Consider the following 21,024-nt stretch of genomic DNA (forward strand, 5'->3'; position numbering starts at 1 on the left):
TTGACCAACGATAAGGCGGGTTCGGCATCCTCGCTCAGAGGATGCGGAAAATTGCATGTGTACAAACTAAATCACCAAAGCCCTGATGTGGCAAGCGAGCTTTCCCCAACGACATCCGGGCCGCCCTTTTTTCATCCAACCGTTGGCGTGGCAAGCAGCCAGAGGCCGAAGACCGTGTAGGCGATCATCAGCAGGGTGAGCGGAAACTGGCTGAGCGCGGCGCGGCCAGGCTGCGGATGCAGGCGCCAGGCAAAGCCGTGCGCGACGAGAACGGCGAGCACATGGCCAAGGATGATGGCGCCGGCCTGGATGTTCCACAGCCACCAGGCCGACTCCGCCCCGGCGACGATGCCGGCCTCGACCTGAAGGTCGGCGGTGCCGAACAGGTTCCAGCCCAGCGCGAACGGGTCGGACAGCGAGGCCAGTGCATACTGGCCGTCGACCAGCAGCGCCGTCAGATAGTGCGCGACGTGGTAGGCGAGCGCGATCGACACGATCGACCACACCAGCAGTCCCGCGGCCTGGCCAAGCGGCGGACCGCCGCCGGCCAGGCGCTGGCCGAGCCAGACGGCGAGAAGGAACACCGCCGTCAGCATCGCGAATGTCAGAACGAGCCCAAGGCTGCCGCTGCCGATCACGGCAGTGCGGCCGGGGAATTCGAGCGGATTGACGCCGAACAGACCCAGCCAGAAGAAGGTTTTCGACAGGCCGTCGAAGGAGACCGAGGACAGGGCCAGCAGCAGGAAGGCGATGCCGCCGGGCGGCAATGGCTCTGCCGCCAGCAGCTGGGCGGCCGGCCAGCACAGCGCAAGCCAGCCATTCTCGTCGCGCTCGGCCGGCGCGAAACGCGCCACCATCGAGAAGAAGATCGTCAGAAACTCGCCACTGCGGCTCCAGCCGCGATAGCCGAAAGCCAGCATGGCAAGAAAGGTGAGCAGCCAGTACAGGCCGGCGGCGCAGGCGAGCCGTGCCGGGTCGTCAGGCGCCGGATCGACGAGTTCGAACCAGGCAAAGGCGAGGAACAGGATGACAGCCGGCCAGCAGCCGAGCCAGCCGGGGAGGCGCCATGGTGCCTCGTCGCCTGTGCCGACCAGGCGCGAGACGAGGCGCCACGGTCCAACCCAAGGGTTCAGCCATGACCAGAGATCGCCGAAGACGCCTTGCAGCAGCGTGATGCCGGCCCACAGCAGTGTCCAGATCACCAGCGGCAACGGGTTGGAGAGCGGGTCGCGGCTGCCGAAAAGCCCGGCGGCGACGAGAATTGCAAAGCCGGCAAAGGATATCAGGCTGATGGCGGTGCGGGCGCTGTCGCCGAGGGTGAACAGCGGCAGGCGCCTGCGGCAGAAACGGTCGAGGGCGGCCGCGGGCAGCAGCGCCAGCACGAGGAAGCTGACGGCCACGGCGAATGCGCCGCCGATCAGATAGTAGCCGGTCGGCAACAGCAGGACGTGGCCGCGATCGGAGGCGTGGGCGACGGCGGGGGTGGGAAGCGCTAGCGGAGCGACGAGGCATGGGAGCGCAACTCTCGCAAGAAAGCACTCTTCGGCGCCCCCCTCAGAGGGGGGCGTGAAGGAACTCGAACTATCCATGAGTCCGATCTCTCTTCACACCTTGACCAGTTGCTCCACCCGGTCCTTCTCGCCGAAAATCCTGAGATACCGCTGAATTTCTTTCTCGTCTCCCGTCGCCTTGGCCGGGTTGTCGGACAGCTTCACCGCCGGCCTGCCATTGGCTTCCGTTACCTTGCAGACCAGCGATATGGCGTCGAGGCTGTTGGTTTCCGTCGGCGCGCAGCCTTCGAAATCATTGGTCAAATTGGTGCCCCAGCCGAACGACATGCGCACCTTGCCCCTGAAATGGCGGTAGGTCTCCTCGATGGTTTCGACCTCGAGCCCGTCGGAGAAGATCAGCAGCTTCTGCTTCGGGTCCTTGCCCTTCTCGCGCCACCAGGACAGGATTTTCTCGCCGCCCTCGATCGGCGGCGCGCTGTCGGGGCGAAAGCCGGTCCAGTCGGCCACCCAGTCCGGCGCGTCGCGCAGGAAGGAGGCCGTGCCGAAAGCGTCGGGCAGTACGATCAAAAGGTTGCCGCCATAGTAGCGCTGCCAGTCCTGCAGCACCTTGTAGGGGGTCTGTTTCAGCTCCTTTTCCGAATTGGCAAGGGCTGCAAACACCATCGGCAGTTCGTGCGCATTGGTGCCGAGCGCTTCGAGGTCGTTGTCCATGGCCAAAAGCACGTTGGAGGTGCCGGTGAAGGCCTCGCCAATGCCTTCCTTCAGCGCTTCGACGCACCAGCGCTGCCACAGGAAGGAATGCCGCCGGCGTGTGCCGAAGTCGGAAATGCGGATGCCGGGAAGCGCCTTCAGCCGCTCGGTCTTGGCCCACATCTTGGCCTTGGCGCGGGCATAGAGCACATCGAGCGCAAACGGGCCGAAGGCCCGCATGGCCGCGCGGGAACGGAGCTCGTTGATGATCGCCAGCGCCGGGATTTCCCACAGCGTGGTGTACATCCACGGGCCGCCGAAGGAGAGCTCGTACTGGCCGCCGCGTTTGGACAGCTCGTAGTCCGGCAGCCTGAAGCCTTCCAGCCAGGCCAGGAACTCCGGTTCGAAGATCTGCTTGCGGCCATAGAAATTGTTGCCGCCGAGCCAGATCATCTCTTTCTTGGAGAAGCGCAAGGTGCGGGCATGGTCGAGCTGTTCGCGCAATTCGCCTTCATCGATCTCGTCGGCCAGCCGCACCGAAGTGGTGCGGTTGATCAGCGAGAAGGTGGTGTCGACCTTGGGGTACATGCCCCAGATCATCTGCAGCATCAAAAGCTTGTAGAAATCCGTGTCGAGCAGGCTGCGCACGATCGGGTCGAGCTTCCAGGTGTGGTTATAGACACGCCGCGCAATATCGGTCTTTGCCATGCTTGCTGCCGCCTTCGCTGCCTGCCATCCACAATCGCGACAGGCCTCATAGCATCGAATTGGCCAGAGCGCTGCCCGCTTTCAGGCTGGCCCGACAAAAAGAACGGCCTGCGCATGGCCTTGAGCAGTCGCTCTCAGCCGGCCGTCTTCGCGCCGATGACCTTGAGTTGCGGATGCTTGCGGCGGCTGATGATACGGCCGGCGACCGGAGCGTCGGCACGGCCGTCATCTCCGGCCTTCTCGGCGAACAGCCAGTCGATGAACACCTGCACGATCGGCGTCGTGCGCATTTCGTTGCGGCAGACGACGTAGAAATCGTCGACCGCCGGCACCGAAAGGCTGAACGGCGCGACCAGCATGCCCCTGGCCAGCAGCGCGCTTGCCGTCACCGAATCGCCGAGCGCCACGCCATGGCCGTGCACCGCCGCCTCGGTCGCCATGCGCGCATCGCCCAGATGATGGCGGCGGCCGCGCTCCAGGTCCAGCGCATCGGCGGCCGCCAGCCAGGTGTGCCATTCGCGGCCGTCATCGCCATGCAGGAAGACATGATCGGCCAGGTCCCTGACGCTGCGGATCGGCCGGTTGTTGATCAAGGTCGGGCTGACCACGGGAAACAGCTCCAGCCCCGACCATTTGCGCATCCAGCAATCGGCCCAGCTGCCATCGCCATAGTGCACGCAGACATCGATGTGCGGCGCGCGGATATCCCTGGGGTCGTTGGACGGGATCAGCGTCAGCTGTATGTCGGGATATTGCGCGGTGAAGCTGCCGAGCCTAGGCGTCATCCACAAAAGCAGCAATGCCGGCACGCAGGACACCGACAGCGCGCCGCTGCTGGCCGGCCGCGTCAGCCGCTGCGTGGCGGCGGCGATGCCGTCGAAGGCCGTCGATACCGCCGGCAACAGCTCCGCGCCATGCGGCGTCAGCCTGACGCGCTGGCCGACGCGCTCGAACAGCTTGACGCCGAGCGAATGCTCCAGCGCCTTGATCTGGTGGCTGACGGCGCCATGCGTGACATTCAGCTCACTCGCCGCCTTGGTCAGCGAGCCATGGCGCGCGGTTGCCTCGAAGGCGCGCAGCGGGTTCAGGGGTGGCAGGCGCTTGACCATGGATGCCCGACTTCTTTGTGAGATTTTCTCACAGAAAACACCCTAACAATATCAATTGCTTTTTCAATCGGGCTGCCGGACACTTCGGCACGAAATAGCACCAAGACGTGAAATCTGCAGACAGCCAGCGGGACAGCGACCCCGGCCGGATGACGGTCGGTTCGTTTGAGATCGCCGACGGCCGCGCTGCATCAGCCCAGGAGGAGCGGATATGGGTTACGATCGCGGCAAGCTCGACGCGTTGCGCCGCAAATATGGCGAGAGCCATGGCGGCGAGATGTTCGACCCGAAATTCCGCAAGGTCGCCGACAAGATCTTCTCCAAGAGCGGCACAAGACTGGCACCCTATTCCGGCATCCCGACCTTCCTCGCCGCGTCCTATCGCGAAATCGCTGCAGAGAACCCGGATTTCGGCGACCTGCAGGTGGCCATCATCGGCGTGCCGATGGATCTGGGCGTCACCAACCGGCCGGGCTCGCGCTTCGGGCCGAGGGCGCTGCGCGCCATCGAGCGCATCGGCCCCTACAATCATGTGCTGGAATGCGCGCCGACGCACGAGCTTCGCGTCGCCGATATCGGCGACACGCCGTTCCGCAGCCGCTACCGGCTGGAGACCAGCCATGAGGATATCGAGCGCCGCACCAACCAGATCGTCGATGCCGGCGTGCTTCCCCTGTCTGTTGGCGGCGACCATTCGATCAGCCACCCGATCCTGAAGGCCGTCGGCAAGAAGGCCCCGGTCGGCCTCATCCACATCGACGCCCATTGCGACACCAGCGGCCTGTTCGACATGACCAAGTTCCACCATGGCGGGCCGTTCCGCAACGCGGTGCTCGACGGCGTGCTGGACCCGACGCGCACCATCCAGATCGGCATTCGCGGCTCGGCCGAATATCTGTGGGAGTTCACCTACGAGTCCGGGATGACCGTGGTGCACGCCGAGGAGGTGACCGGTCTAGGCATCCCAGCCATCATCGAGAAGGCGCGCAAGATCGTCGGCGACGGGCCGACCTATGTCTCCTTCGACATCGACAGCGTCGATCCGGCTTTCGCGCCCGGCACCGGTACGCCGGAAGTCGGCGGGCTGACGACACGCGAAGTGCTCGAGCTGCTGCGCGGTCTCAAGGGTCTCAACATCGTCGGCGGCGACGTCGTCGAGGTGGCGCCGCAATATGACGCCACCACCAACACCGCGCATGCCGGCGCCCAGGTGCTGTTCGAGATATTGAGCCTGATGGTGTTCAGCCCGGCCATCACGGGCAAGGGCACCTGACACCTGAAACGAAAGGCGGCCGCCGCGCTGGAGCCGGCAGCCGCCTCAAACAATCAAAGCTTCCAGAAGGGGAATAAAAATGACAATCCACTCGACACTGAAATCATCCATTGCCGCCGTCCTGGTGCTCGGGGCCGGCCTCGGTCTCGCCACCCAGGCCGCCAATGCCGATGCTCTCGCTGACATCACCAAGGCCGGCACCATCAATGTCGGCGTCTTCGCCGACTTCCCACCCTTCTCCTCGGCCAGCGCCGATATGAGCCTCAAGGGCTACGACATGGACGTCGCGCAATACATCGCTGACACGCTCAAGGTGAAGCTCAACCCGGTCGCCGTCACCGGCCAGAACCGCATCCCCTATCTCAACGACCATCGCGTCGACATACTGATGAGCGTCGGCTACTCGAAGGAGCGCGAGCAGGTCATCGACTTCGCCGCCGCCTACGCGCCCTATTACATCGCGGTGATCGGCCCGGCGGCGATGTCGGTCAAAGGCAAGGAAGACCTTGCCGACAAGTCGATCGCCGTCAATCGCGGCACGCTCGAGGACACCTCGCTGACCGAGGCCGCGCCCGCCTCGGCCGACATCAAGCGCTTCGACAACTACAATTCGGTCATCCAGGCCTTCATCTCCGGGCAGACCCAGCTGATGGTCGTCGGCAACGATGTCGGCGCCCAGGTGCTGGCCAAGCAGGATGCGCTGAAGCCGGAGCAGAAGTTCCAGCTGCTGACCTCGCCCTCGCATATCGGCCTCAACAAGAACGAGGACGGCTTGAAGAAGGCGGTCAACGACGCCATCGCCAAGATGCTGGCCGACGGCAAGCTGGACGAAAGCTCGAAAGCCTGGCTGAAGACGCCGCTCAATCCCGACAACCTCAAGGATTGAGCCCCCGTGGCCTTTGCCTGGCTCCCGGGTGCTTTAGGCGACATCGCGCACGGCGCGGCCACGACGATCCTGCTGATCGCCGTGACCACACTGGCGGGGACGCTGCTCAGCATCCTGGGCGCCGCCGGACGGCGAAACGGCCCCGCGCTGCTGCGTCACGCCATCGCCTGGTATGTCGAAGTGATGCGCAACACGCCGTTCCTGGTGCAGCTGTTCTTCATCTTCTTCGGCCTGCCCAGCCTCGGCATCAGGCTCGACCCGATCCTGGCCGCCATGCTGGCGATGACGCTCAACATGGCGGCCTATACGATCGAGATCGTCGGCGCCGGGCTTGATGCCGTGCCGGGCGGGCAGACGGAAGCCGCCCTGGCTTTGGGGCTCAGGCCCCGCCAGGTGTTCATCAAGATCGTGCTGCCGCAAGCCCTCAAGATCATTTATCCGGCGCTCACCAGCCAGATTGTCATCATGATGCTGGAATCGGCCGTTGTGTCGCAGATCGCGGTGCGCGAGCTGACCTATGAGGCCGACATGCTGCAGGCGCGCACCTTCCGGTCCTTCGAGACCTATTTCGTCGTGACGCTGGTCTACCTCGCAATGTCGATGGCCTTGCGCCGGCTTCTGGTCACCGGCGGCCGCCGCGCGCTCGGAGCGGGCGTATCATGATCGAGTTCACTTTCTGGGACATCGTGCGCAACCTTCTGTTGGCCACACGCTGGACGGTGCTGCTGTCGCTGGCCGCTTTTGTCGGCGGCGCGCTGGTCGGCATGGCGGTGCTGTTCTTCCGGATCTCCAAGCATAAATGGAGGCGGCGCCTTGCCTCGGGCTACATCGCCCTGTTCCAGGGCACGCCGCTGTTGATGCAGCTGTTCCTGATGTTCTTCGGTCTGCCGATGCTCGGCCTGCGCATCGAGCCCTGGACCGCGGCGGTGCTCGGCCTGACCTTCTTCGCCAGCGCCTATCTCGCCGAGATCTGGCGCTCCGGCGTCGATGCCTTGCCGCGCGGCCAGTGGGACGCCGGCGCCAGCCTCGGCCTGCACTATCTGCAGGAGCTCAGGCTGATCATCCTGCCGCAGGCATTCTCGATCACCCGCGCGCCGACGGTCGGCTTCCTGGTGCAGCTGATCAAGTCGACCGCGCTGACCTCGATCATCGGCTTCGAGGAACTGGTGCGGACCTCCAACGCCATCAACAACGCCACCTTCGAGCCGTTCAAGGTCTATGGGCTGGTGGCGCTGATCTTCTTCCTCATGTGCTTCCCGCTGACGCAATATGCCCGTTCGCTCGAAAAGCGCGCGGCGGTCCGCTAGGTCCAGGCGGAATAACCGAGATGGAGTGGACAACGGGCTTGTCCGCTTCTCGCGATCAGCAGGGACAAGCCGCTATCCCACTCGCTATTTCAGAGGCAGGAAGAGTTCGACGACCACTTCGTGCAGCGGGCCCTCCGCGAGGCGGGACAGCCAGCGCTGGCAATAGACCGGAAAGTCCCGCACTTCCTCGCCGCTGGCCGGAAGCCATTCACGATAAAGGTAGAGTGCTGCGGGTTCGAGATTGTTGGTGTTGCCGGGGTAGCGCAGCACCGCGCAGCGTCCGCCGGGGATCACGCCGGCCTTCATCTGCCCGTCCTTCTCATCGATCGGCCGATCGGTCCCGACACAAATGTCCATGCTGTAGTCGGCCGCGATCGCGGGCTCCCTTTCGGAACGGAAGACGTTGAAGGTCGGGCTTGTCTCGGGCGACAAGCCCGCGGCCTTGCGCCAGGCGATGAACCGCTGGATGGTGTCCTGGAGTGTCGCCCGGTCGCCGCGATGCTCCATGATCGCCACCGGTGTGGGCGGTACATCGCGGATCGTCACGTCGTCGTGGTCAAAGATGATCTGCATGAGCGTGTTCCTTGCTTTGTCGAAAGGCCCGAAGGCCATGAGCCACGCCCCCCAGTCGGGAGATTTCCGAAACGACGAAGGCGACTGTCCGAACCGTTGCCGAAAGGCGCGGGCGAAGGCATCCGGTGCGTCGTACCCGGCATCCATCGCTATATCGGTGACGCTTTGGGCATCGCTCGCCGCAAGCCTGTGCGAAGCGCGCTTCATGCGGGCGAGTTGGACGTAGCGATGCACGGACAGCCCGAAGGTGGCCATGAATTGCCGGTGGAAATGGAATTTCGAGAACGCCGCGACGCCGCTCAACGCTTCCAGGCCCAGATCGCCGTCCAGATGCTGGTCTATGTGGTCCAGCACCCGCTGCATCCGGGCATGATAGTTTTCAACGGACGCCTTCACCGTCTCTTCCTCCGTGGCAGCACCAGATAGGCGCTACCAGATATGTCACGCTCGACCGATCTTGCGCTTTGGCCTGGTCGGTTTCCCTGTCTTCACCACGCAACCCTGATTTGCGGTAGGCCGTGCCGCGCTTCAAGGTGAGCGCAACGGCTTCGGGAGGGAGGGGCTCTGGCGATGCAGGCGAAATATCGTGTCGCTCCCGCGGGCCTCTTTGCCTTTTGGATGACACAGCCGGCCGCGGCAACCTCCCAGGAACCCGATCGCGTCAGCATAGCGGCCGACGGCAAGAACGTGCCGGCGACGCTGGACGCAATGCTGTTCAAACCGCGGGGGCAAGGGCCGTTTCCGGCGGTCGTGGCCATGCATGGCTGCCGCGGCCTGTGGAGCAGCAAGAACGGCGCGGAGTTCAGCCCGCGCCATGCCGATTGGGGCCGGCGCCTGGCCGCTCTCGGCAGGCTACGGCGAAGTCGCCGAGCCTGACCGCTGCGCCCTTTTCCTGGAATTGCTCTAGAATGCTACTTTGAGGCCGAGCTTGGCGCCGAGCGTTGAACTGTCGGTGGACCACTTTCCCCGCACTTCGCCGTTCAGTGTCGTGGCTTCCGTCATCTTCAGGTTGAAGCCGGTCGACAGCGCGGCCGAAAAGTCGGCGTCATCGAAGTTTACCTTTCTTGTGTCGATTTCCGTGGTGTTCTTCGCCCCAAACCGTTGCTGCAGTTCCAACCGCGCGTAGGGGCTGAAGACCATGGCGTTTTCCAGCTTGAAATCACCATAGATGCCGGGCGCAAACTGCACGGCACCGAAGGAAATCCTGCTCTGGCCAAATTCGTTGCCGCCGCTGTCCGTATACGAATCCCCCTTGAAGGTGACGCCGAGCAGTCCACCGCGAAGGTCGAACCGTGTGCGGTCCCCGAGCCTGAAGATGTGGCCGACCGACCCCGTGACGGCGTAACCTTGCGTATCGTAGCTGCCGGTCGTGTCGAGCACGCCGTTACTCACATCCGTGTTGCCGATAAACGCCGACGCCGACACCAGCGCGTAGTTGTAGTCCTGGCGGAACAGCGCATAGCCGCCGAACATGCCGCTGCGGTTCCTGCCGCCGCCAATGTCGACAAAGCCCTGGAACGGATCGAGCCCGACATCGGTGGAGGCGTAGCCGGCGAAAAGGCCGAGGTTGAGCCCGTATTTGGTATCGAAGCCGAAATGCTTCGCCGCATTGAAATCCAGGCTGATGGCGGCCGAGAAATCGTCGGCGCCGAAAGTCGGGCCGACGCCGCTGAAGCCGCCGTCTGAAACATCGTAGCCATCATGCTCGGTATGGGCGAATTGGCCCGACGCGAACACGCCGAAGGACGGCGAGATCGCGATTCTCGCAGAGCCGTTGGCCAATGCCAGGTCCGCGTCCAGCGCATCCTTGTTGATGCCGTAGAGCGCGTCCACCGCAACGTCCACGATACTGGCGTTGACGGCGCTGTCGGGTGCCGTGGCGATGCCGAAACCGGCGGGCGTTGCCCGGATCAACAGGGAGCCGTCCGGCGCCTCCAGTACGGAATAGGTGAACAAGGCGCCGGGTGTTCCGGGGATGCCGGTTATGGTGAAGGTGCCCGTCACGGGGGCGCCCGTCGACACGATGATCGGAATGTCGGTCTGGCCGGTGAAATTCGGCGCTCCGATCAGATTGACGTTGACGACGTTTGCCCCGGTTGCCGCGAATGCCGCGGCGACCAGATGATCCGCCTGCCCCGTCTGTTGATTTAGATCCAACGCGATTGTCGAGTTGTTGAGCGTGATGCCGCCCAATGTGAGGACATCACCCGCCGTGCCGTTCATCATGTTGATGGTCGCGTTCGTGGCGGTGACCGCGCCGGTCAAGGTAATGTTGCCGGGGGCATAAAGGGTCGAGCCGGGGCCGAGCAGCAGATTGTTGATCTGCTGCATCGTGCCGGGTGCGAAGGCGAGCGTCGCGTTGCTTAACGCGACATTGTCGAAGCCAACGAAATTCTCGGTCTTGCTGCCGCCGGCGGCAAGGTCGACGTCGCTGATTTGGGCATTGGCGCCGATGCCGCTGAAGGTGACGCCGTTGGCGAGGTTCAAGGGATCGATCGAGCCGATATTGTCGATGACCAGCGTGTCTGCGCCGATGCCACTGACATTGCCGGTCACCGTGCCGCCATGCAGTTCGACGTGCTGCCCATTGATGCCGCCATTGACCGCGCCGCCGGTCAGCCCGACCGTCTCGGCGTCGACGTTGCCGTTGATCGTGCCGCCGGATATTGCGATGCTGTCGCCGTCGCCGCCATCGCCGGTGACATTGCCGTTGACGGTGCCGCCGGAAACTGTGACGGCATCGTTTCCGGCGCCGCCGCCGACATTGCCGTTAACCGTGCCACCGCTCATCTGGACGATGTCGGCGCCGTCGCCCAGGTCGATTCCCTTCGGCGCCGCAGCCGTGCCGATCGTGCCGCTCTTGAAGATGATCGTATCGTTTCCAGCGAGAACGGAGACGAAGCCGTTGACCCGGGCGCCGTCGATCGTGACCGTGTCGTTGCCGGCTTCAGCGTCGTTATCGTCTCCCAAAACATCGCCACCCACCATTGCGCCGTTCGTAAGGGATATGACGTCGTTTCCGGCGCCGCCGTTCACGTAGGTGGCAATGCTGCCGCCGCTGATATCCAGCGTATCGGTGCCGTCGCCGCCGCTGACGCCGCCGGCGAGCGTGCCGCCGGTCATGGTGAAGTTGTCGTCGCCACCTTCGAGACCGACCGAATCGCTTCCTGTCCCGTCGTCGCCCGGATCCACGCCGATATGGGCAGTGCCGGAGATTGTCACCTTGTCGGCCTGGCTACCGGCAAAGATCGAACCGTCGATCGTGCCGCCGCTGACGTCATAGGTGTTGCCGCCTCCTTCGCCCAAAACCGAACCGGTGACGTGACCCGCGCTCATATTGAAAATATCGGAACCGTCGGCGAGGTCGACATTGGCCCGCTCGGCGGTCGTCCCGACGGTGCCGCCATTGATATTGACGGTATCGTTGCCGGCGTTGCCGAATATATTGCCGTCAATGGCAGCGAGGCCGGTGACCGTGACCGTATCGTTGCCGTCGGCGCCGTCCACATTGCCGGCAACGGTGCCGCCGTCGACCTCGATGGTGTCGTTTCCGGCGCCGCCGTCCACGCCTGCGACATTGCCGCCGCCGATGCTGACGGTATCGTTGCCATCGCCGCCTGAGATGAGTCCGGTGGTTGGCGCGCTGAATACGGCGGTGCCGCCGGTGATCGCGACGCCAACCGATATCCTGTCCTGGCCCGCGCCACCGTCTACATCGCCGACCGTCGTACGGTCGCCGGTGATGGTTGCGGTGTCGGCCCCGTCCCCAAGCTCGATGTTGAGAATCCTGCCGCTCTCGATTGTGACCGAATCGTCGCCTGCGCCGGTGTCGAGATTGGCCTGGACGTCGGGTGCGAACGGATCCCCCAGGTAATCGCCGTCAGACATCAGAAACCGGTCGTTTCCGCCAAGCAGTTCGATGGTTCCGATCGTGGGTTCAAGAGAGGGTGTTACCGGTGTCGTTATCGGTGGAAGACCGCTGACGACCGGCGTCGAATCCGCGCTGTCGGTTATGATGCCGCCGAAAATATTCACGACGTCATCGCCGTTGCCGTCGTAGTCGTGGACGATGACGGTTGACGAACTGTTGTCCAGTCCGGTGTACCCGGTGAACCGGGTCGTGAACACGCCGTCGACGTCCTGAGAGTCTCCCGTCGTCCTGCACTCGACGGTGACCGACTTCGTGTCTATCGTGTTTACGGTTGCAACGCCTGAGCCGGTTGTTGTCGTGGTGCTGTCCGGGGTCGCGGTGCAGGCCGCCGCGTCAGATACCTCGAAGACAAATGCCGCCGTCAGCGCCAGCAGCGAAACGCCAGCCAACTGACAAGCTCTGTTTGATATGCGCATTTCACCCCCGCCTGATGAAAATCGACATCAGTAACAATAGGCCGGTCAAAATCGCATCGGCGACCCGGCGACCCGGCGTAAGCGGCGTAAGCGGCGTAACTGTACGCGGTGCGCTGATTTACGGCAATGAGTTGGCGCCGCGCCTTCGGCAATTGTCGGGCTATTGTTACCGCGAGGCCACTGCTCAAGACTTGAAGCGACTTTATTGGAGCGTCAACGCTCCGGAATATGATATCTAGAGCAATTCCGGGAAAAGTGCGTAACGGGCTAGGCTCGGCGACTTCGCCCTAGCCTTTACGCCCGAATTGCGTAAAAAAGGCTCTAGAGATCAGAGTAAGCGGCCGAGACGGTCATGTCTCCGGCATGTGCGATCTTGCGGTCATAACAAGCCCATATCTCGCCACCGCATTGCTTGACCCAGCGATGACAGAAGGAAAAATCGGTTGGAAGGTCGACGTCCGGCGTCACGATCTTCGAGAACAGCGTTAGGAAATTCTCGAACCGGGCGGTGTATTTGTTGTTTCTGTAGCGGCCCCGATTTATCGCTTCAGGCAGTTTCTCGATCATCTCTCCTATGCAGTCGCGGGACACCAAAAAAATGCCGGTGCCACATGACTCCACCCGGACAAAGCCGCCCATTTCCTGCCGGGGTTCGGTGACGGTTCCAAGGAATTCCAGGCTTTGCGCATAGGCTTTTTCGAAGGGGAGCGCCGAGAGGGCGTGGAGTTTTTGAAGGTCGATCACGCGGCGAGGATATAATGTGCCGACCACAGGCTTGTTCAACTCAAGCATCGCCCCGATGAGTCCGGGCGAGAAGCCCATGTCGCTGTCGATCATCAGGATGTGGCTGCAATCCGGCTTGTTGTAGTAGAAGTTCGTCAGCAGGTAGTTTCGGGAAAACGGAATGTCGGTATATTCAATTTCCGATAGGCTGAACGCGTAGCCGGACAGACTTTTGTGGGTCAGCGTTGCGAACAGGCTGCGGACGAAGATGCTCTTGTAGGCTGCCCCGTAAACCGGCAGCGCAAGGTTGATTTTGCCCGGCATTTTGTCCTCCACCGTTGCTACCTGGATACCGAACCAGGCGCATGTAAATCCCTTTTTCCTATCTTTGAAACGATCCTTGATGTAAAAATCGCGTCCGCAGCGGATTGAGGCGCCTATGGGCGAAGGAGGTGCCGATATGACCTATCAACGCAGCTCTTTTGCACTCCTTGCGGTGCTGCTGATGATGATGCTGTCCTCTGCCCGCGCGGCCGTGGAAGGCAACGCGGCGCCGCCGCATCACAATCGACTGGCGATCGTCATCGGCAACTCCAGCTACCACAACGACAGGCTTCCACATCTTGCCAATGCCTCGAATGACGCAATCGTCTTATCGGAGACGCTGAAGAGGCTCCACTTCGACGTTGTGACAGGCACGGACCTTTCGTACGCCGGTTTCGACGAGCTGTTTGCCGACGCGGCCGCCAAACTGTCGAAGGCGGATGCGGTTCTGATCTTCTACGCCGGTCACGGCGTGCAGATTCAGGGCGAGAACTATCTGGTGCCGACCGATGCCAATGCCGAAAGTATCGACAAGCTTCAGGCGAGTTCAGTCAAACTCAACGATATCATGACCAAATTTGCCAGCCGCGACCGTCAGACCTTTATTTTCCTCGACGCCTGCCGCAACAACCCGGTAGCTGCCGCCGGCACACAAAGCGCGGGTTTGGCGCAGGTCGACATTGGCGAAAACAGTTTCATCGCGTTCGCCACCCAGCCGGGCAACATAACCGTGGACGGTGGCGGACAGAACAGCCCGTTCACGACCGCGCTTGTGCACAATATCGAGATTCCGGGACTGAGCGTTTCGGACATGATGATTCGCGTCCGCAACGAAACCGAGGCCCTGACCGTCGGAAGGCAGGTGCCCTGGGATCAGTCGAATCTGCGCGAGCAGTTCTATTTCACCGAGGAGCAGACACTTGATCCGGCGCAATTGAGCGCGAGCCTGTCGCAAATTCTCTCGGATCCGGCCGCCAAGCAGAAGCTCGTACAGGAACTGGCTTCTTACGACCTTCAGACGGCGGTCCTGATCGTTGGCCAGACGCTCCGCTCTGTCGATATCTCCGGCCAGCAGGTCGAGCCCTCGCCTTCCGCGAGCGGGACAAAGGTGGCCAGCCTGTCGCCGCCCAGTAACATTGCCGACGACCGGCAGAATGTCATGTCGGGGCTGAAAACCCTGATTGTCGGCACCCCGGACGGACAGGGACAAGTGGACAAGGACAACAGCCTTGCGCGCAATGTTCAAACAGAGTTGCGCCGGCTCGGTTGCTATCGGCTCGACGTGGATGGCGACTGGGGCAGCGGCTCAGTACGCGCGTTGACCGATTACTATCGCAATCGCAAGCAGCCAGCGGTGTCGACCGACCCGACATTCGAATTGTTGAGCGACCTCTTCCTGCAATCCGGGCGCGTGTGCAGGCAACCCGTCATCGTCAAGAAAAACAAGGATCCAGCCAGAACGAAACTGGTTTCGGACGAGAGCACGTCTTCAGGAAATCGGTCAAAGGCGCAGTCAGCGAAGAAACCCCGCGCCAGCCGTGCGCCTGCCGCACCACCTCCCGACATTAGCGGGGGAATTGGCATCGGTGGGGTATTTTAGAACGACAGGCAACCGAGCGGCCGCCACAATGTCGGGACATGGCGACCGTTGGCGATTGCTGCTTTCAATGCCCGAACGCCAGCGCCGGTGCGATCCGGTCGCGGCGCAGCCAGCGCGCCAGAAGCAGCGCCGCCACCACCGCCAGCCCCGATGACAGGCCGATCCAGATGCCGACGCCGTGGAAGCCGAAATGGAAGGCGAGCAGCACGCCGAGCGGCAGGCCGACGCCCCAATAACCGATCGCTGCGTAAATCATCGGCACCTTGGTGTCGTGCAAGCCGCGCAGCATGCCGGCGGCGACCGCCTGCGCGCCGTCGAAGACCTGGAACAGTGCGGCAAACACCAGGAACGACACGGCAAGCGCGATCACCCGGGCATTGGCCGGGTTGGCGAGATCGATGAAGGCGCTGATCAGCAGATGCGGCCACAGCACCATCACCAGCCCCATCAGCGCCATGAACGAGACGCCGATGACGAAGGCGGTCCAGCCGGCACGCGACACGCCTTCCGGATTGCCGGCGCCATGCGCAAGCCCGACGCGCACCGTCACCGCCTGGTTGAGACCGAGCGGCACCATGAAGGAGATCGAGGCGATCTGGATGGCAATGGCATGCGCGGCAAGCGAATCCGCGTCGATCAGGCCCATCAAAAGGGCTGCCGCGTTGAAGATCGTCACCTCGAAGGCGAGGATGCCGGCGATCGGCAGGCCGAGCCGCAGCAGGCCCTTGAAGCGCGGCCAGTCGGACCGCCAGAAGCGGCCGAACAGGCGGTAGCGCCGGAACTTCTTCTCCAGCATCACCACGAGAGCCATGCCCATGAACATCAGCGTGCTGGACAGCGATGTGGCAAGGCCCGAGCCGGCAATGCCCATCGCCGGGACACCGAGATTGCCGAACATGAACACCCAGTTGAACAGCGCGTTGCAGGCGACGGCGACGAAGACGATGATCAGCGCCCAGCCCGGCCGCTCCAGCGCCGAGATGAACGAACGCAGCACGATATAGCCGTAGAAAGGCAGCACCGCCCATTCCAGCCAGCGCAGATAGATGCCGGCCTGGTGCGCCAGCGCGGGCTCCTGGCCCATGGCCAACAGAATCGCCTCGCCGTGCCAGAGCACGATCCAGATCGGGATCGAGATCAGGATCGCCAGCCATAGGCCCTGGCGCACGGTGCGGCGCAGATCACGCACCGAATAGCGGCGGCGGCCAAGCTCGGTGGCGATCATCGGCGAGGTCGCCAGCATCAGGCCGAGGCCGAAGATCAGCGGCATGAAATAGAGGTTGGCGCCGAGCGCGCCGCTGGCCAGCGTGTCCGGCCCGAGCCTGCCCATCATCATGACGTCGGTGGCCGTCATCGCGGTCTGGCCGAGATTGGTCAGCACCATCGGCCAGGCGAGTGCCAGCGTCGCCCTGATTTCCTGACGCCAAAGATTTTCCGGCGCGCGAGCGCCGGCTTCGATCGCAGACATTGTTCCGCTCTTTCAAGGTTGCGGCGCATCGGCATAAGGCCGGAAGCCGCATTGCAAACGGCAAAACCTTCGGTTTCGCGGCGTTTGCGCCGTCTATTGAACGAAATGCGACATGATGGCAAGGGAGGAGGAGCGGGCACCGATTGAGCCAGCGCCATTCCAGGGGTAATCGTCGCCTCGTTCCCTTGCCGGCCGCTGGCTGTTACGGGTTGCCGTGGAGACCGGCAGCCGGCGAACCCGCCGGGAGGAATGGATGGCGTTCAGGCAGCGAAAAAACACGGCCGCGATTCCGCGCACGGCGCCGGCTTTCGAGCACATCGTCACCGAAGCGAGCGACAGTTTCCTGTGGCGGCTGGATGACTATCCCTGGGAACGCAATGTCTGGAACTTCCATCCGGAATACGAAATCCACCTGCTGCGGAAATCCTCCGGCGTGGTCCTGGTCGGCGATCACATCGGCGAATTCGGGCCGGGCTACCTGACTATTGTCGGCGGCGGCCTGCCGCACGACTGGGTAACGGCGGTGCAGTCGGGCGAGCTGATCGAAGGCCGCGACATCGTCCTGCAATTCGATGCGCAGAGGCTGCGCGGCTCGGCGGGCCTGCTGCCGGAACTGCGCGAACTGGAGCCGTTCCTCGAGCGCTCGCTGCGCGGCATGGTCTTTCACGGCCGCACGGCACTGGAAGGCGCCGAACTGATGGAGCGGATGGGAACCGTGCATGGGCTCGCCCGTCTCTGCCTGTTCCTCGAACTTGTCGACCTCCTGGCCAGGACCGACGAATACGAGCTCTTGTCGTCGCCGGATTTCTCGCCGGTTCTCGACGCCGCCTCGCTCGACATCATTCAGCGCACCCTGACCTATCTGTTCCAGCATTTCGCCGAGGATCTGAGGCTGCCCGACGTTGCCGAACGCGCCGGAATGAGCGAGAGCACATTCTCGCGCTTCTTCCAGAAGAACACCGGCAACTCCTTCAGCGACCACCTCGCCAAGCTCCGGCTCTGGCAGGCCTGCAAGCTCCTGGCCGACACCGATGTCGCGATCACCGACATCTGTTTCCAGGTCGGCTACATGAACATCTCCAACTTCAACCGCGCCTTCCTGCGCAAGCACAAGATGACGCCATCCTCCTATCGCAAGCTGTCGCGGCAGCGCCTGACGATGCGCGCATAAGCACAGGCTAAATCAGCGGCTTTCACGCGATCGATACTCATGTGACGGACTTCGTTGCAGAGCACCGGATTTTGCGCTGCACAATGCATAAAAGTACAGGTTTGCTGCAACGGGGCTTCTAGCTTGGCCCGGTTGAACTCCGCATTTTGGCGATGGGGTGGCTTGTCGCTCGGGCGATGGTGAGGATCGCGGAGCCCGAGGACTTGCGCTTCCTGCGAATGTTCCTGGAGGAGAAAAAATCAATGAAACCAATTCGGCTCGCTGCGGGCTTGGGCGCAGCTTTCATGCTTTCCGCTACCGTATCAACCATCGCGCTGGCGCAGGCGCCGGTCTGCTCGGCGCCGGTCAAGGTGCTGGCGCAGCCGCGCGACGGCCTGACGCTTCTGGAGGACTCCAAGGCCGAGTTCGAGAAGCTTGCCGGCGCCGGCTTCCAGATCGACTATCTGAACGAGAACGATCGCCGGGCGAAATCACGCGCCGATGCGTCCACCGTCGGCAATTACAACGTCTACTATGTCGACGAAGCCAATGTCGCGCTGTTTGCCTCGTCGAAATGGATCGTGCCGCTGACCGATTATTACCCGGCTGACTATGACTATGCCGACTTCGACCCCGGCCGCCAGAAGGTCGCCACCTATGACGGCAAGGTCTGGTTCGCGCCGCTGACCGGCGGCGGCGACCTGATGGTCTACCGCAAGGACGTGCTCGAGGCCGCCGGCATCCAGCCGCCCAAGACGCTGGACGAACTGATCGCCGACGTGCCGAAGCTCACCAACCCGGACAAGGGCATGTATGGCATCGCGTTGCGCGGCGCACGCGGCTCGGGCGCCAATGTCTGGCGCTGGATGCCGTTCTTCAAGGCCTATGGCGGCCAGTGGTTCGATGGCGACAAGCCGGTCTTCAATTCGGACGCCGCCGTCAAGGCGACCGAGACTTACCTCAAGCTGTTCAAGGATTCGGCACCCGGCACGCAGACCGGCAGCTGGGATGAATCGACCGGCGCCTTCCTGTCGGGCCAGGTCGCCATCCTCGTCGAATCGACGCCGCTGTCGGGCATGGCGGTCGATCCGAAGACCTCGCAGGTGGTCGGCAAGATCGGCTTCCTGCCGCCGCCCTCGCCGCTGCCCGGCGGCGGCTACGGCCATGGCCTCGCCATCGCGGCGAAGGCCAATGCCGACGATGCCTCGAAGAAATGCGCCGGCCTGTTCATCGCCTGGGCGACATCGAAGGAAAACGAGAAGCGCCGGCTCGACGCCCACCAGTTCGGCGAGCTGAACCGCACCAGCATCCTGGCCAGCAAGGAGTTCGCCGACATCTACGGCGCCGATCTCGGCCAGGCGCTGGCCGAAACCGGCAAGGCCACGGCGGTCAACTTCTGGCAGGATCCGCACTGGCCCGATCTCGGCGACCGCTGGGGCATCATTCTCGAGGAACTGGTGACGGGCACCCGCACCGACATCAAGGGCGGCCTCAACGAGCTCGATGCCTATGCCACCGAGCTGGCCAAGAAGAAGTAGGGCATCCTCCCGCCCGTGGCGCGCGGTCCGCGGCATTGTCCGCAATGCCAAGGACCTGCGCGCCGCGGGGACTTTGCCCAATGAGGAAATCATGCCGACACGACCGAGACGCAAGCGAGGATAGATGCCCATGGCCCGACGCACGTCGCTCCCTGTCACTTTCGTCGTTCCGACCATCGCCATCCTTCTGGTGCTGTCGATGGTGCCGACGCTCTACGCCATCGTCATCGCCTTGCAGAACCGTGAGCTGAGCACGCCCGATTATTCCTGGGTCTGGCTGTCGAACTTCGTCGACCTGTTCCTCGACCGCCGCTTCCTCAACGCGGTCTGGGTGTCAGTGAAATGGGAGATCGTCACCGTCGTCGCCACCATGGTAGTGGCGATCGGGCTCGGCGTGCTGATGTTCGAGGTCGCCAGCCCACGCCTGCGCAATGTCTACTGCCTGCTCTTCATCATCCCGGTTCTGTTGCCGCGCGTCTCGGCGGCCTTCGTCTGGAAGTTCGCCTATCACCCGCTCTACGGCATCGCCACCTATCCCTACAGGCTCGTCACCGGCGGGCTGATCTTCGACCCGTTGTCCAAGCCGGCGACGGCTTTGTTCGCCGTTGCGTCGGTCGATGTCTGGCAATGGGGGCTGTTCTTCGCCGTCATCGTGCTGAAACTGCTCGAAACCCTGCCGCCGCAGCCGATCGAGGCGGCGCGGCTCGACCATGCCAGACGCTGGCAGATCCACGCCTATGTCACCTTGCCGATGCTGAAGGCGCCATTGATCAGCCTGATGTTCGTCAAGATGATCGAATCGCTGCGCTCCTTCGACCTGATCTATGTCATGACCCGCGGCGGTCCGGGCGTTGCGACCGAGACACTCGACATGTACGCTTTCTCGCAAGGCTTCATCGAATCCGGCAAGGTTTCATATGCCTCGGCCATGGCCGTGCTGATGATGATCGCCACCGTCATCACCTTCACCATGCTGTGGAAGCGGGTGCAGGCATGAGGCCCGGCAGACTGATCGGCAAGGCCATTTTGGCGCTGGCTGGGTTCCTGGCCGTGTTCCCGCTGCTGTGGACGGCGCTCAATGCGCTCAAGAACAATGTCGACATCATCACCCGCGCGCCGCGCCTGGTGTTCACGCCGACGCTTGCCAACATCGGCTATATCATCGGCCGAGACAGCGTGCTGACCGGGCTCTACCACTCGGTCGTCGCCTGCGGGTCGGCCGTGCTGATCGGCGTCGTGCTCGGTCTGCCGGCGGCTTACGCGGTGGCGCGCTATCCCAACCGCTGGGCTGGCGACATTCAGTTCTTCGTCCTGTCGCTGCGCTTCCTGCCGCCGGTGGCGGTGGCCATCCCGCTGATGGTGATCTGGCTGCAGGTTGGCCTCTACGACACTTTGCCGGCGTTGATCATCACCTATTCGCTGCTCACCATCTCGGTGATTATGTGGCTCGCCATCCCGGCCTTCCAGAGCGTGCCGAACGAGATCGAGGAAGCCGCCTTCGTCGACGGCTACGGCGCCTATTCGGTGTTCTGGCGCATCGCGCTGCCGGTGGCCGCCCGCTCCTTGGCAGGGGCGGTCGCTTTCAGCTTCGTGCTGGTCTGGAACGAATTCCTGATCGCGCTGATGCTGTCGAGCTCCAACGCCAAGACCTTGCCGATCGTCGCGTCCGAACTCTCCCAGCAAGGCATGAACGTGCCATGGGGCATTCTCAACGCCTCGGTCGTGCTCCTGTCGCTGCCGCCGCTGCTGTTCCTCGGCGTGCTCAGCGGCTTCCTGAATTCCGTTTTCCGGCAAAAAAAGACTTGATGTGAGGATTT

At 63.0% G+C, this 21,024-nt stretch carries 18 protein-coding genes; 11 read left to right on the forward strand and 7 right to left on the reverse strand.

Translation table 11 applies throughout. The features are described 5' to 3' along the window. Positions 1 to 131 precede the first annotated feature (131 nt). The 3 genes from CK226_RS31620 to gcvA all read right to left on the reverse strand — a co-directional run bounded on the left by CK226_RS31620 (position 132) and on the right by gcvA (position 4,018). Positions 132 to 1,589, reverse strand: a complete 1,458-nt coding sequence (locus tag CK226_RS31620) for a hypothetical protein (protein ID WP_095793946.1) — start codon at positions 1,587 to 1,589, stop codon at positions 132 to 134. A gap of 15 nt (positions 1,590 to 1,604) precedes the next feature. Then, the gene (gene pncB, locus CK226_RS31625; RefSeq protein WP_095793947.1) at positions 1,605 to 2,909 is read right to left on the reverse strand and encodes a nicotinate phosphoribosyltransferase; all 1,305 of its coding nucleotides are present in this window, start codon (positions 2,907 to 2,909) and stop codon (positions 1,605 to 1,607) included. A gap of 134 nt (positions 2,910 to 3,043) precedes the next feature. After that, a complete protein-coding gene (gcvA, locus tag CK226_RS31630; RefSeq protein ID WP_095793948.1) occupies positions 3,044 to 4,018 on the reverse strand; it encodes a transcriptional regulator GcvA in 975 nt (324 codons plus the stop codon). A gap of 211 nt (positions 4,019 to 4,229) precedes the next feature. Here gcvA and speB point away from each other — a divergent pair, with 211 nt between their 5' ends. The 4 genes from speB (at position 4,230) to CK226_RS31650 (ending at position 7,484) form a co-directional block, all read left to right on the forward strand. After that, on the forward strand, positions 4,230 to 5,291 hold the full coding sequence (gene speB, locus CK226_RS31635) for an agmatinase (protein ID WP_095793949.1): 1,062 nt from the start codon (positions 4,230 to 4,232) through the stop codon (positions 5,289 to 5,291). A gap of 79 nt (positions 5,292 to 5,370) precedes the next feature. Further along, positions 5,371 to 6,177, forward strand: a complete 807-nt coding sequence (locus CK226_RS31640; protein WP_095793950.1) for a transporter substrate-binding domain-containing protein — start codon at positions 5,371 to 5,373, stop codon at positions 6,175 to 6,177. A gap of 6 nt (positions 6,178 to 6,183) precedes the next feature. Continuing rightward, entirely contained in the window at positions 6,184 to 6,840 is a 657-nt protein-coding gene (locus CK226_RS31645) for an amino acid ABC transporter permease (RefSeq protein ID WP_095773220.1), read from the forward strand. Beyond that, positions 6,837 to 7,484 carry an amino acid ABC transporter permease gene (locus CK226_RS31650; RefSeq protein WP_095773219.1) on the forward strand — a complete coding sequence of 216 codons (648 nt, stop codon included), beginning with the start codon at positions 6,837 to 6,839 and terminating at the stop codon, positions 7,482 to 7,484. Before CK226_RS31645 ends, CK226_RS31650 begins: the two co-directional genes overlap by 4 nt. 84 nt (positions 7,485 to 7,568) lie before the next feature. On the opposite strand, the gene CK226_RS31655 is transcribed toward CK226_RS31650, so the two are convergent. Beyond that, positions 7,569 to 8,453, reverse strand: coding sequence for an AraC family transcriptional regulator (locus tag CK226_RS31655; RefSeq protein WP_095773218.1), 885 nt, complete (start codon positions 8,451 to 8,453; stop codon positions 7,569 to 7,571). Between the two features lie 222 nt (positions 8,454 to 8,675). Here CK226_RS31655 and CK226_RS31660 point away from each other — a divergent pair, with 222 nt between their 5' ends. Further along, the gene (locus CK226_RS31660) at positions 8,676 to 8,933 is read left to right on the forward strand and encodes a hypothetical protein (protein ID WP_245437911.1); all 258 of its coding nucleotides are present in this window, start codon (positions 8,676 to 8,678) and stop codon (positions 8,931 to 8,933) included. Between the two features lie 27 nt (positions 8,934 to 8,960). On the opposite strand, the gene CK226_RS31665 is transcribed toward CK226_RS31660, so the two are convergent. Continuing rightward, entirely contained in the window at positions 8,961 to 12,377 is a 3,417-nt protein-coding gene (locus CK226_RS31665; protein WP_179301171.1) for an autotransporter, read from the reverse strand. Positions 12,378 to 12,418: 41 nt separating this feature from the next. Between CK226_RS31665 and CK226_RS35220 the strand changes: the two genes are divergently transcribed. Next, positions 12,419 to 12,643: a hypothetical protein gene (locus CK226_RS35220; RefSeq protein ID WP_179301172.1), complete on the forward strand. Its 225-nt coding sequence runs from the start codon at positions 12,419 to 12,421 to the stop codon at positions 12,641 to 12,643. 82 nt (positions 12,644 to 12,725) lie between these two features. Here CK226_RS35220 and CK226_RS31670 read toward each other — a convergent pair whose 3' ends face one another. Further along, a complete protein-coding gene (locus CK226_RS31670; RefSeq protein WP_095773434.1) occupies positions 12,726 to 13,451 on the reverse strand; it encodes a hypothetical protein in 726 nt (241 codons plus the stop codon). Positions 13,452 to 13,587: 136 nt separating this feature from the next. On the opposite strand from CK226_RS31670, the gene CK226_RS31675 reads away from it, so the two are divergent. Then, positions 13,588 to 15,051, forward strand: a complete 1,464-nt coding sequence (locus tag CK226_RS31675; protein WP_095793973.1) for a caspase family protein — start codon at positions 13,588 to 13,590, stop codon at positions 15,049 to 15,051. 64 nt (positions 15,052 to 15,115) lie between these two features. Here CK226_RS31675 and CK226_RS31680 read toward each other — a convergent pair whose 3' ends face one another. Beyond that, positions 15,116 to 16,519 (reverse strand): MATE family efflux transporter, encoded by a 1,404-nt coding sequence (locus tag CK226_RS31680; RefSeq protein ID WP_095793952.1) that lies wholly within the window; start codon positions 16,517 to 16,519, stop codon positions 15,116 to 15,118. 253 nt (positions 16,520 to 16,772) lie between these two features. Here CK226_RS31680 and CK226_RS31685 point away from each other — a divergent pair, with 253 nt between their 5' ends. From CK226_RS31685 to CK226_RS31700, 4 genes are all read left to right on the forward strand, one after another. Continuing rightward, positions 16,773 to 17,690, forward strand: coding sequence for an AraC family transcriptional regulator (locus CK226_RS31685; protein ID WP_095793974.1), 918 nt, complete (start codon positions 16,773 to 16,775; stop codon positions 17,688 to 17,690). Between the two features lie 284 nt (positions 17,691 to 17,974). Further along, positions 17,975 to 19,207, forward strand: a complete 1,233-nt coding sequence (locus CK226_RS31690; protein WP_245437912.1) for an extracellular solute-binding protein — start codon at positions 17,975 to 17,977, stop codon at positions 19,205 to 19,207. 130 nt (positions 19,208 to 19,337) lie between these two features. Then, positions 19,338 to 20,204: a sugar ABC transporter permease gene (locus CK226_RS31695; protein WP_095773214.1), complete on the forward strand. Its 867-nt coding sequence runs from the start codon at positions 19,338 to 19,340 to the stop codon at positions 20,202 to 20,204. Continuing rightward, positions 20,201 to 21,013, forward strand: a complete 813-nt coding sequence (locus CK226_RS31700) for a carbohydrate ABC transporter permease (protein WP_095793953.1) — start codon at positions 20,201 to 20,203, stop codon at positions 21,011 to 21,013. Before CK226_RS31695 ends, CK226_RS31700 begins: the two co-directional genes overlap by 4 nt. Positions 21,014 to 21,024: the final 11 nt, after the last annotated feature.

This window comes from Mesorhizobium sp. WSM4311 (assembly GCF_002295115.1).
Taxonomy (GTDB): domain Bacteria; phylum Pseudomonadota; class Alphaproteobacteria; order Rhizobiales; family Rhizobiaceae; genus Mesorhizobium.

Coding starts and splice junctions, on each gene's coding strand:
- CK226_RS31620 (WP_095793946.1), bottom strand. CDS start 1,589: ATGGATAGTTCGAGTTCCTTCACGCCCCCCTCTGAGGGGGGCGCCGAA.
- pncB (WP_095793947.1), bottom strand. CDS start 2,909: ATGGCAAAGACCGATATTGCGCGGCGTGTCTATAACCACACCTGGAAG.
- gcvA (WP_095793948.1), bottom strand. CDS start 4,018: ATGGTCAAGCGCCTGCCACCCCTGAACCCGCTGCGCGCCTTCGAGGCA.
- speB (WP_095793949.1), top strand. CDS start 4,230: ATGGGTTACGATCGCGGCAAGCTCGACGCGTTGCGCCGCAAATATGGC.
- CK226_RS31640 (WP_095793950.1), top strand. CDS start 5,371: ATGACAATCCACTCGACACTGAAATCATCCATTGCCGCCGTCCTGGTG.
- CK226_RS31650 (WP_095773219.1), top strand. CDS start 6,837: ATGATCGAGTTCACTTTCTGGGACATCGTGCGCAACCTTCTGTTGGCC.
- CK226_RS31660 (WP_245437911.1), top strand. CDS start 8,676: ATGACACAGCCGGCCGCGGCAACCTCCCAGGAACCCGATCGCGTCAGC.
- CK226_RS35220 (WP_179301172.1), top strand. CDS start 12,419: ATGAAAATCGACATCAGTAACAATAGGCCGGTCAAAATCGCATCGGCG.
- CK226_RS31670 (WP_095773434.1), bottom strand. CDS start 13,451: ATGCCGGGCAAAATCAACCTTGCGCTGCCGGTTTACGGGGCAGCCTAC.
- CK226_RS31675 (WP_095793973.1), top strand. CDS start 13,588: ATGACCTATCAACGCAGCTCTTTTGCACTCCTTGCGGTGCTGCTGATG.
- CK226_RS31680 (WP_095793952.1), bottom strand. CDS start 16,519: ATGTCTGCGATCGAAGCCGGCGCTCGCGCGCCGGAAAATCTTTGGCGT.
- CK226_RS31685 (WP_095793974.1), top strand. CDS start 16,773: ATGGCGTTCAGGCAGCGAAAAAACACGGCCGCGATTCCGCGCACGGCG.
- CK226_RS31690 (WP_245437912.1), top strand. CDS start 17,975: ATGCTTTCCGCTACCGTATCAACCATCGCGCTGGCGCAGGCGCCGGTC.
- CK226_RS31695 (WP_095773214.1), top strand. CDS start 19,338: ATGGCCCGACGCACGTCGCTCCCTGTCACTTTCGTCGTTCCGACCATC.
- CK226_RS31700 (WP_095793953.1), top strand. CDS start 20,201: ATGAGGCCCGGCAGACTGATCGGCAAGGCCATTTTGGCGCTGGCTGGG.